We start from the raw sequence: 8,365 nt of genomic DNA, 5'->3' as shown, positions 1-8,365 counted from the left end.
CGTTCTCATCCTGATTGACGCTGGATTCTCAGCCTGTTTGTCGCGCGGCACAGCGCCTCGTTGCGCTCGCGCAGCTTCTGCCATTCCTGTCGGGCATAGCCACGCTTGTCGCGGATGGTGACCAGCTGCTCGGCCACGAGCTGTTTCAGCCATTCGCTGTCGACCCAGTCGGGCAGGTGGATCGTGCCTGCGGGGACGGGTGCATCTGCCTCCGACGGCCGCTCAATCCGCAGATACCGATAGGTCTCGGCCTTGAACGTTGCTGTTGCCACCGTCCAGAGCCGTGCCCCGCGCTTGAGCTTCCGGCCATTCACGGTCGCATCAACATAGGTTGGCCCCGACACAGGCGTTGCCCGGTTGAACCCCTCGAGTCCCTTCACGGGTGCCACTTGCGCGATCCCTTGCTTGCGCGACCATGCATAGACCGCGGCGGATTCGTAGCCCGTGTCGATGGCCAGCTTGGCCAGCGTCATGATTGCGCCGTTCTGATGCGTCCACGTTTGACTGAGCAGGGCAGTCAGCGTCTCCCAACAGGCCGGATCATCCGGCCCGCCGGGAATGACGATGTGATCGACCAGCCAGCTTTCCAGCCCGCGACCCCAGGCCCAGATGTCGACCTCGATCCGGTCCTTTTGCACATCGGCCCCGGCGGTCAGGAACAGCCCGCCTGCCGGGATCTGCGCGGGGAACGCAATGCGCCGGTCGGCCAGCCGCTGCCATTCCGGGGCTTCCCCGCTTTCGATCCAAGTCTCGCCCAGGAGCGTGTTGCGGGCGGCGCGCAGCATCGCGTCCGAGCCCTGGGCGGCCAGCCAGTCCCGCGCGATCTGTTCCCAGCTCTTCCAGCCGATCGGCGAATAGAGGGCAGACAAGTGGAAGCCGATGGCGGCCGGGTCGGTTGACACCGCCGTCGCCCGCCATTCGCCCCGCTCCAGCATCTGTGTCTTGTGGTGCTCGGCAATGGGCGTCTCGCAGCCCGCGCAGTGATACGCCGCAGTCTCTGGCCGTCCCTTATCCCAGCGCAGTCGCTCGAACTCCAGCCATTGCATATGGCCGCAATGCGGGCAGGGGACAAAATACCGGCGCTGGTCGCTGGCCTCGAACTCCCGCTCGATCCTGCTCAGCCCCCGGATAGTGGGTGTCGAGACCATGAACACCTTGCGCCGATGCGCGAAAGTGGTGGTCCGCGCTTCGGCCAGCGTGACCGGATCGCCTTCCTCATCAGCCGAGGCGGGATAGGCATCGACCTCATCGAGAAACACATAGCGCGCGGGCATCGACCGCAGGCCGGTGGCCGAGTTCGCCCCGGTCAGCACCAGGATGCCGCCCGGAAACTCTTTCGATAGCATCGAATTGCCCGCATCACGCGAGCGGGCCGGGCTCACGCGTTCTTTCAGCGCAGCACTATCCTCGATCAGCGGATCGATCCGGCCCCGCGAGCTGCGCTTGGCCATCTCGACCGTGGGCAGCACCGCCAGCATCGGCCCCGGCGCGTGATGGATCACGAAACCGATCCAGTTGTTGCCTGCTTCCGTGGCGCCGACCTGCGCGGCCTTCATGAAGCTGATGCGCTGCGCTGGGTGGTTCGGGGACAGCGTATCCATGATGGCGCGCAGATAGGGCGTGCGCACTGTGCGATACCGCCCCGGCTCGGCCGAGGCGCGCGACGAGAGCCAGCGATGCGCATCGGCCCATTCCGACACGGTGAGATCGGCATCGGGCCGCATACCGCGCCGCCACGCGCGCAGGATATCCTCGGCCCCGTCGAACGAGAGGTCCAGATCGACGCTCAGGTCGTGGTCAGTTTCTCCTTCGCTGTCATGCAAGCGAGACCCGGAGGTCTGCGAGGGCGTCGAGCTGCTCTCGGACATGGGTTTCCAGCACCCTTTGCAGGATCGCAGTCTCGAGTGTCACGGGGCTGCCCGTTGCGGCCTCCATCTCTGCGGCGAGTTGCGCGGCCATCAGGGCCGCCACGCGGGTGGGCCAGGTGACCCATGTATCACGCTCCTGGCGCGCAAGGCGAAAGACTAGCGTCTCGGCGCGGGCCCGATCGACCAGCACGCCTTTCTTGCGCTGGATCGACAGCTGGCGTTCCTGCGCCTGATAGACCGTGAGTGCGGTGCGGGCTTTCAGATAAGAGGTGCTGTCGCCGGGGCCTGAGCCTGTGCCAGTGCCAGTGCCGCCGCCAATCCCAGCGCCCGAAACGCTGCCACCATCACCACCCGCGCCAAACCCGCCTCGCGACCGCATCTGCTGGTCGGGATCGGTCATCGCACCGCGCCGCGCATCCGAGGCCGCTGCGTTGATCGAGCCATCGGCAAAGAGCACCAATCGCCCATTTTTGCGGGCTTTCTGCACGGCCCCGCGCGAGAGGCCGGACTGGGCGGCATAGGCGCGTTCAGACAGACCTTCCATGGCGCGGGTGTGACCCTCAAACTATTGTAAATAAACGGAAATGCGCTGCTTATTCAGTTGATTACACTCCCGAATAGAGCGAGTCTGTCATCAAGGAAACGGTGCATCGCGCACCAGACACAGCGCCCGAAAGGACCAAAGCCAATGACCATCGCCATCCCATCCGACACGACCCGCATCTTCATCGATCGCACGCGCTTTGTGCAGGCCATGAGCACTTCCGCACTGCAAGGCAAGCTAAACGAGGTGAACCTCAACGCCGAAGTCTTCGAGATGGCCGGCCGGATAGGCATCGACTGCCTGACCATCGAGCTGGCCGATGTCGTCCCGGTCCTGAAGCAGCACGGGCTGATCTGAGAGCGCCCGGCGCCACAGACCCATCTGGAGGACTGACCATGCCCAACCGCACAAAGACCGATCCGACGGCCCGGCGCGACGCCCAGCTTCTTGAGATTGCCGAGCGACACCTGTTTCTTGAAACGCTCGAGACCCGCAATTCCGATGCGCTCGATTTCCACGAGACCTCGGTCTGGGCCATTCGCTCCGCGCTGGAGGCGGCGTTTGAGGCCGGGCGGCAGGCAGGTTCTGCCACAGATTCCAACACAGTTCATTTTTGAAAGGACATTTCCATGACTGCCATGACGACAATCCGGATCAACCACGATGCCCTGCCGCGCGAATTCGACCGCAGCCGCCCCGATATCGTGGCCGGGATCATCCAGACCGCGCTGCGCGAGGCGGGGGTCAGGGCCGACGCCATGGACGGGGCGTCGTCTCTCAGGATCGACCTGCCGACAGTGCAGCTGGCCAAGGCCAGCGCCGTGCTGGTTGACCTGAAACTGATCTGAAGGGGCAGGGCCATGAGCACGCGTGCGCAGATTGCCATCCAGATCGGGCCGGATCAGTGGGCCCATGTTTATTGCCATTATGACGGATACCCGTCGCATATGCTGCCCGCACTGGCCCCGTGGACGCCCGAGGACATCCTTGTCGCCCGCGAAATCCGCTATCTGCGCGCGGACGGGATCGAGGCTTTTATTCCATCCCGCGATCCGGTGATCCTGCCTCAGCCCACCCGCCAGTTCTGTCATCTCTATCTCTGGCTGGGTGGCATGTGGGTCGAGGTCAATCCCGATGCCGAGTGATCCCCCAAAGCTGAAAGGTACCTGCAATGCCTGATCTGTCTCTCAACTGCCTCTCCGAAGTGGAAACCCTCGACGATGTTATTCGCCGCAACTGCGCCATCGGTTTCGACCTGCGCTTCTGCCGCAGCGTGGCGATCAGCGCCGACGACCGTGACACCGAGACCTGTGATCCGCCCGAGGCGGAATTCGCGACCCTTTATGCCCTGACCGATCTGGGCGAGGCCATTGCCATTCACGATGCCGAGCTGACCAGCGCCGGAGCGGACGAGGTCGTTGCCGTCGCCCGCGCGCTGTTCGTGGCCATCGTCAATGCGCGGCGCGACCCGCCCGATGCTGCCCAGCGCTTTGATGCCGAACAGACGGCGCTGATTGATCCTCATCGGATCGAATGATCAGAAAGCACTGAAATTGCTCAGATTTGCCTACGTTAATCGGCCCGCCGGAGCGATGGTCGTTCCAGAAAAACGATGCAACTCACCCCAAGGAGCCTCTGCCATGACTACGCCTGCCATCCTGCCCAGCCGCAACCCCGACTACGGATTTTTCGCCACCCTGACGACTTGTCCCGAGCGCGACCGGCGCAGCTTGGAGGTCTGGGTGCTGGCCTCGACCCAGATCGCCAAGGCCATACGCGCCACCACCGAAGAAGACATGATCGGCATCCGCGACTTTCTGGACAGCCGCATGGGCCGCCATTTCGCCGATGATGTCGTCGGCAACATGGTGGGTTGCAAGATCGACAGTGAGACCGCGATCAGATCGGCGATCCGCAGATGGCAGGACTGGCGCATCTCGCGCCAGCTTGAGCGCGACGAGGGCATCCCCGAAGGCCTGCCATATCTGACCGGCTGGGTTCAGCATTTCGCCATCGCGGCAAGCATGGCCGAGAGCGAGTGACGCAACCCCGAAATCCTCATCACGACAGGAGGCCCAGATGCCCAAACTCACCGGCACCCAGACCATCATCCTCAGCCGCGCGGCCACGCGCCCCGGCAATCTGGCCATGCCGCTGCCCGACGGCCTGCATGGCGCTGCTGCCAAAATGGCGGTCAACCGCATGATCACCAATGGCTGGGTTGAGGAGGTCGATGCCGACCTGCGCAAGGGCGAGCCCCTCTGGCGCGAAACGGGCGATGGTCACGGCACCACGCTGGTCGCAACCGAGGCCGGGCTGGTGGCCATCGGGATCGCGCCGGTGGCGGCCAGCGATGCGCCGAAACCCGTCGCCATCCGCGCGGGCACCAAACAGGCGCAGGTTATCGCGCTGCTGCAGCGGCCCGAGGGCGCATCCATCGCTGAAATCGTCGAAGCGACGGGGTGGTTGGCGCATAGCGCCCGTGGCCTGATCTCGGGCGGGCTCAAGAAAAAGCTGGGGCTTCAGATCACATCGGAAAAGATCGAGGGCAGAGGCACCGTGTACAAGTTGGACGCAGCCTGATGCCCCGCTTCATGGTTCTGATCACCCGCGATGTGACCGAGAGCACCAGCGTCACCGTTGAGGCGGCGGATGCGGAGGCGGCGGAAGCCGCTGCCTTCACAGTCTTGTCTGCCAGCAGCGATGCGATCTGGACCCTCGATGAAGGATCGTGGAACATCGGCGATCCGTATATCACGGCCCTTGATCCTCTGGACGACTGAGGCTGCTCCGATGGTGACAGCGCGCGAACAGCCTGCGCAGCGCGTAGCTTCGCAGGAGCGAGATGCTGGTGAATAGGGCGCCTATGGTCAGGTTCACCCCAAGGCTTGGGTGAAGGTCGAACCATGGGAACACCACAAGCTGCGTGGCGACCGCCAGCGCGTAGCCCACGGCGACATTGGTGACAGCCTCGACCATGGACATGCGGCGCGACTGCGTCATGCGCGTTTCCTCGACCGACGCGCAGGTTTCTGTGCTTCCTCCTCCTTGACGATGCGACTGGCCGTCCACCCGGTCGCCATCTCCCACCGCCGCACCGCGACGTCGCAATACACAGGATCCAACTCTACCGCGAAACAGCGCCGCCCGGTGCGTTCCGCCGCGATGATCTGGGTGCCGGAGCCGCAGAAGGGTTCAAAGATAAGATCGCCGGGATCCGAGAAGGCCGCCAGCACCGCCTCGACCAGCGCCACCGGAAATACGGCCGGATGCGATCCGGCCGCGCCCAAGCCCCCTTTGTGGCGCATGATGCGGAAGACGCTGTCGGGGATGCGATGGCTCTGGATCGCGTTGCCAAAGCCGGTCTTGCGATGGACTGTGCCGTCGGCCCCACGCAGCCCGCCGCCGCCGAGGGTCTCGCCCGCGTGCTTGGACGGGATGGTCTTGTGCGGTTTGCGAGGCTGACGGTTGAAGTGGAAGATGAACTCGTGCGACGGGGCCAGCCGACCATTCCAGTCACCCGGCAGGCCGGGCCCCTGGTCCCAGACGTACCAGCCAAAGCGCCGCCAGCCCTGCGCGCGTATCCAGTTGACCCAGCCTTCCCAGTAGGGGATCCACTCGCCGTCGCGATGGACGAGGCCGAGGTTGACCAGAAGCTGTGCATCGGCGGCGACGGGTGCCGCGGCGAAGACGCCCTGCATCAGCGAATCCCAATCGCCGACCTTTTCCTTCGCCGCGCCATAGTCGCGCTGCTGCGCATAGGGGGGCGAGGTGAACATCAGCGACGCCTGCGCCCCGTCCATCACCCGCGCCACCACGGCTGGGTCGGTCGCATCGCCACAGATCAGCCGATGATGCCCGAGCGCCCAGATGTCGCCGGGCCGCGTGATCGGTTCCGCCGGGGGCTCGGGGATGGTGTCGGCAGCGTCATCGTCGATAGGCGTGCGATCGTCATCGGCATCGTGCAGCAGCGCGTCGAGCTCATCCTCGGGGATCCCGATCAGCCCGAGGTCAAAATCCTCGGCCAGCAACCCGCGCAGTTCTTCCAGCAGCAGGGCGTCATCCCAGCCGCCCATTTCGGTCAGTTTGTTGTCCGCGATGCGGTACGCCCGGCGCTGCGCCTCGGTCAGATGGTCTAGCACGATGACCGGTGCCTCGGCCAGCCCGAGCTGTGTGGCAGCCAGGACGCGGCCATGCCCGGCGATCAACTCGCCGTCGGCGGCGACAAGGCAGGGAACGGTCCAGCCGAACTCCGCCATGCTGGCGGCAATCTTGGCCACCTGATGCGCATCATGTGTCTTGGCGTTGCGCGCATAAGGTTTGAGCCGATCGAGCGGCCAGAACGCGATCTGGCTCGGGCGAACATGCGCTGTCATGCGGCCAGCCGTTTGGATTTCAGGGCGGCGAATGTCTCGCCGGTTTCCGCCAGCACAGCCTCTTCGCCCGTGAAGGCCTGCCATCGCTCGATCGCCACATCGATATAGGCGGGGTTCAACTCGACCCCGAGGCAGGTCCGGCCCGTAGTCTCGGCCGCGATCAGCGTGGTGCCCGATCCCATGAAGGGCTCAAACACCGCCTGACCGGGACTTGAGTTGTTCAGGATCGGCCGGCGCATGCATTCGACCGGCTTCTGCGTGCCGTGCACCGTGTCCGCGTCCTGATCCCGGTTGGCGATCTGCCACAGCGTGGTCTGCTTGCGGTCCCCGGCCCAGTGACCCTTGCCTTTGGCGCGCACGGCATACCAGCAGGGTTCATGCTGCCAGTGATAGTCGCCGCGGCTGAGGACCAGCCGGTCCTTGGCCCAGATGATCTGCGAGCGGATGGCGAAGCCAGCGGCGGTCAGACTTTCTGCCACGGTCGCCGCGTGCAGCGCGCCATGCCAGATATAGGCCACGTCGCCAGGGAACAGCGCCCATGCCTCGCGCCAGTCTGCCCGGTCGTCATTCAGCACCTTGCCGGTGCGTTTGGTCTTGGCCGCGCCAGCCTGGTTCCGCCATGAGGGGTCATACTCGACGCCATAGGGCGGGTCGGTCACCATCAGCAGGGGGCGGACATCGCCCAGCAGCCGTCCGACCACATCAGCAGATGTGCTGTCGCCGCAGATCAAGCGGTGGGCGCCCAGCTGCCAGAGATCGCCCGGGACCGATACCGGCGTGACTGGCACATCGGGCACGTCATCTTCACCCTCGACCGGCCCATCATCGCCCAGCGCCTCGGGATCCTTCAGAAGCGCATCCAGATCATCATCGCTGATGCCGAGCAGGGACAGATCGAAATCCTCGGCCAGCAGCCCGGCGATCTCGTCGCGCAACATCGCCTCGTCCCAGTCGCCCAGCTCGGTCAGTTTATTGTCAGCGATGCGGTAAGCGCGACGCTCGGCCTCATCCAGATGCGCCAGACGAATGACCGGCACTTCGGTCAGCCCCAGCATCGTCGCGGCCAGCACGCGGCCATGGCCCGCGATCAGCTCGCCATCATCGGCCACCATGCAGGGCACGGTCCATCCAAACTTTGTCATGCTGGCGGCGATCTTTGCCACCTGGTCATCGCCATGCATCTTGGCATTGCGAGCATAGGGGCGCAGCCGGTCGATCGGCCAGCTTTCAATCTGGCTCGGCGCGAAGACGAGGTCCATGGGGTGGGGTCCGGATATGGGGCAGGGCATACAGATGCTGGCGCGCAGCCACAGGGCTGGCCGCTGAACAGGTTCCGCGATGTCAGGAAAACAAAAACGCCCGCGAGGGATATTCTCCGGGCGCAATTCTTCGATAATTAAGGGATAGGTCAAGGGGGGCAGCTTTGTCAAACCATTTTTGCGCCTGGAATCAATGCCTTCTGGTAATGCGCGGGATGGGTGGCTTCCGGAGGTGGCTTCGGTGCCCAGTGGATTCCGCAGGTGGATCCCTGGATTCCAAAAGGAATCCACCTTGGCCACCGGTGTGGTCCCGTAAGA

Annotated in this window: 13 protein-coding genes; 8 read left to right on the top strand and 5 right to left on the bottom strand. The window is 64.5% G+C overall.

Translation table 11 applies throughout. The annotated features are described in order from the left end of the window. Positions 1-5 precede the first annotated feature (5 nt). Positions 6-1,868, bottom strand: a complete 1,863-nt coding sequence (locus ACFTOW_RS06980; RefSeq protein WP_379914344.1) for a phage terminase large subunit family protein — start codon at positions 1,866-1,868, stop codon at positions 6-8. Next, the gene (locus ACFTOW_RS06975; protein WP_379914343.1) at positions 1,816-2,412 is read right to left on the bottom strand and encodes a hypothetical protein; all 597 of its coding nucleotides are present in this window, start codon (positions 2,410-2,412) and stop codon (positions 1,816-1,818) included. The genes ACFTOW_RS06980 and ACFTOW_RS06975 overlap by 53 nt, the downstream gene beginning before the upstream one ends. A gap of 144 nt (positions 2,413-2,556) precedes the next feature. On the opposite strand from ACFTOW_RS06975, the gene ACFTOW_RS06970 reads away from it, so the two are divergent. The 8 genes from ACFTOW_RS06970 to ACFTOW_RS06935 all read left to right on the top strand — a co-directional run bounded on the left by ACFTOW_RS06970 (position 2,557) and on the right by ACFTOW_RS06935 (position 5,195). Next, on the top strand, positions 2,557-2,769 hold the full coding sequence (locus ACFTOW_RS06970) for a hypothetical protein (protein ID WP_379914342.1): 213 nt from the start codon (positions 2,557-2,559) through the stop codon (positions 2,767-2,769). A gap of 38 nt (positions 2,770-2,807) precedes the next feature. Then, complete coding sequence (locus tag ACFTOW_RS06965; RefSeq protein WP_379914341.1) at positions 2,808-3,029, top strand: DUF6900 domain-containing protein; 222 nt, start codon at positions 2,808-2,810, stop codon at positions 3,027-3,029. Between the two features lie 12 nt (positions 3,030-3,041). Beyond that, positions 3,042-3,260, top strand: coding sequence for a hypothetical protein (locus tag ACFTOW_RS06960; protein ID WP_296644747.1), 219 nt, complete (start codon positions 3,042-3,044; stop codon positions 3,258-3,260). A gap of 12 nt (positions 3,261-3,272) precedes the next feature. Continuing rightward, positions 3,273-3,557: a hypothetical protein gene (locus ACFTOW_RS06955; protein ID WP_379914340.1), complete on the top strand. Its 285-nt coding sequence runs from the start codon at positions 3,273-3,275 to the stop codon at positions 3,555-3,557. A 26-nt stretch (positions 3,558-3,583) separates the two neighbouring features. Next, entirely contained in the window at positions 3,584-3,949 is a 366-nt protein-coding gene (locus ACFTOW_RS06950; protein ID WP_379914339.1) for a hypothetical protein, read from the top strand. A gap of 103 nt (positions 3,950-4,052) precedes the next feature. Next, positions 4,053-4,454 (top strand): hypothetical protein, encoded by a 402-nt coding sequence (locus ACFTOW_RS06945; protein WP_379914338.1) that lies wholly within the window; start codon positions 4,053-4,055, stop codon positions 4,452-4,454. 37 nt (positions 4,455-4,491) lie between these two features. Next, positions 4,492-4,995 carry a DUF3489 domain-containing protein gene (locus ACFTOW_RS06940; protein WP_379914337.1) on the top strand — a complete coding sequence of 168 codons (504 nt, stop codon included), beginning with the start codon at positions 4,492-4,494 and terminating at the stop codon, positions 4,993-4,995. Then, positions 4,995-5,195 carry a hypothetical protein gene (locus ACFTOW_RS06935; RefSeq protein ID WP_379914336.1) on the top strand — a complete coding sequence of 67 codons (201 nt, stop codon included), beginning with the start codon at positions 4,995-4,997 and terminating at the stop codon, positions 5,193-5,195. Before ACFTOW_RS06940 ends, ACFTOW_RS06935 begins: the two co-directional genes overlap by 1 nt. Here the strand turns inward: ACFTOW_RS06935 and ACFTOW_RS06930 are convergent. The 3 genes from ACFTOW_RS06930 to ACFTOW_RS06920 are packed head-to-tail and all read right to left on the bottom strand — an operon-like array spanning position 5,167 to position 8,047. Further along, positions 5,167-5,415: a DUF7220 family protein gene (locus ACFTOW_RS06930; RefSeq protein WP_379914335.1), complete on the bottom strand. Its 249-nt coding sequence runs from the start codon at positions 5,413-5,415 to the stop codon at positions 5,167-5,169. The two genes, ACFTOW_RS06935 and ACFTOW_RS06930, sit on opposite strands and share 29 nt — an antisense overlap. Then, positions 5,412-6,788, bottom strand: a complete 1,377-nt coding sequence (locus tag ACFTOW_RS06925; protein ID WP_379914334.1) for a site-specific DNA-methyltransferase — start codon at positions 6,786-6,788, stop codon at positions 5,412-5,414. Before ACFTOW_RS06925 ends, ACFTOW_RS06930 begins: the two co-directional genes overlap by 4 nt. Beyond that, positions 6,785-8,047, bottom strand: coding sequence for a site-specific DNA-methyltransferase (locus ACFTOW_RS06920; RefSeq protein WP_379914333.1), 1,263 nt, complete (start codon positions 8,045-8,047; stop codon positions 6,785-6,787). Before ACFTOW_RS06920 ends, ACFTOW_RS06925 begins: the two co-directional genes overlap by 4 nt. Positions 8,048-8,365: the final 318 nt, after the last annotated feature.

The organism is Lacimonas salitolerans (genome assembly GCF_042677865.1).
In the GTDB taxonomy this organism is placed as follows: domain Bacteria; phylum Pseudomonadota; class Alphaproteobacteria; order Rhodobacterales; family Rhodobacteraceae; genus Lutimaribacter; species Lutimaribacter salitolerans.
The sequence above is the reverse complement of the archived record's forward strand: the minus strand, read 5'-3'. Positions and strand labels throughout refer to the sequence as shown.

Coding starts and splice junctions, on each gene's coding strand:
- ACFTOW_RS06980 (WP_379914344.1), bottom strand. CDS start 1,868: ATGTCCGAGAGCAGCTCGACGCCCTCGCAGACCTCCGGGTCTCGCTTG.
- ACFTOW_RS06970 (WP_379914342.1), top strand. CDS start 2,557: ATGACCATCGCCATCCCATCCGACACGACCCGCATCTTCATCGATCGC.
- ACFTOW_RS06925 (WP_379914334.1), bottom strand. CDS start 6,788: ATGACAGCGCATGTTCGCCCGAGCCAGATCGCGTTCTGGCCGCTCGAT.
- ACFTOW_RS06975 (WP_379914343.1), bottom strand. CDS start 2,412: ATGGAAGGTCTGTCTGAACGCGCCTATGCCGCCCAGTCCGGCCTCTCG.
- ACFTOW_RS06955 (WP_379914340.1), top strand. CDS start 3,273: ATGAGCACGCGTGCGCAGATTGCCATCCAGATCGGGCCGGATCAGTGG.
- ACFTOW_RS06965 (WP_379914341.1), top strand. CDS start 2,808: ATGCCCAACCGCACAAAGACCGATCCGACGGCCCGGCGCGACGCCCAG.
- ACFTOW_RS06950 (WP_379914339.1), top strand. CDS start 3,584: ATGCCTGATCTGTCTCTCAACTGCCTCTCCGAAGTGGAAACCCTCGAC.
- ACFTOW_RS06940 (WP_379914337.1), top strand. CDS start 4,492: ATGCCCAAACTCACCGGCACCCAGACCATCATCCTCAGCCGCGCGGCC.
- ACFTOW_RS06920 (WP_379914333.1), bottom strand. CDS start 8,047: ATGGACCTCGTCTTCGCGCCGAGCCAGATTGAAAGCTGGCCGATCGAC.
- ACFTOW_RS06960 (WP_296644747.1), top strand. CDS start 3,042: ATGACTGCCATGACGACAATCCGGATCAACCACGATGCCCTGCCGCGC.
- ACFTOW_RS06930 (WP_379914335.1), bottom strand. CDS start 5,415: ATGACGCAGTCGCGCCGCATGTCCATGGTCGAGGCTGTCACCAATGTC.
- ACFTOW_RS06945 (WP_379914338.1), top strand. CDS start 4,053: ATGACTACGCCTGCCATCCTGCCCAGCCGCAACCCCGACTACGGATTT.
- ACFTOW_RS06935 (WP_379914336.1), top strand. CDS start 4,995: ATGCCCCGCTTCATGGTTCTGATCACCCGCGATGTGACCGAGAGCACC.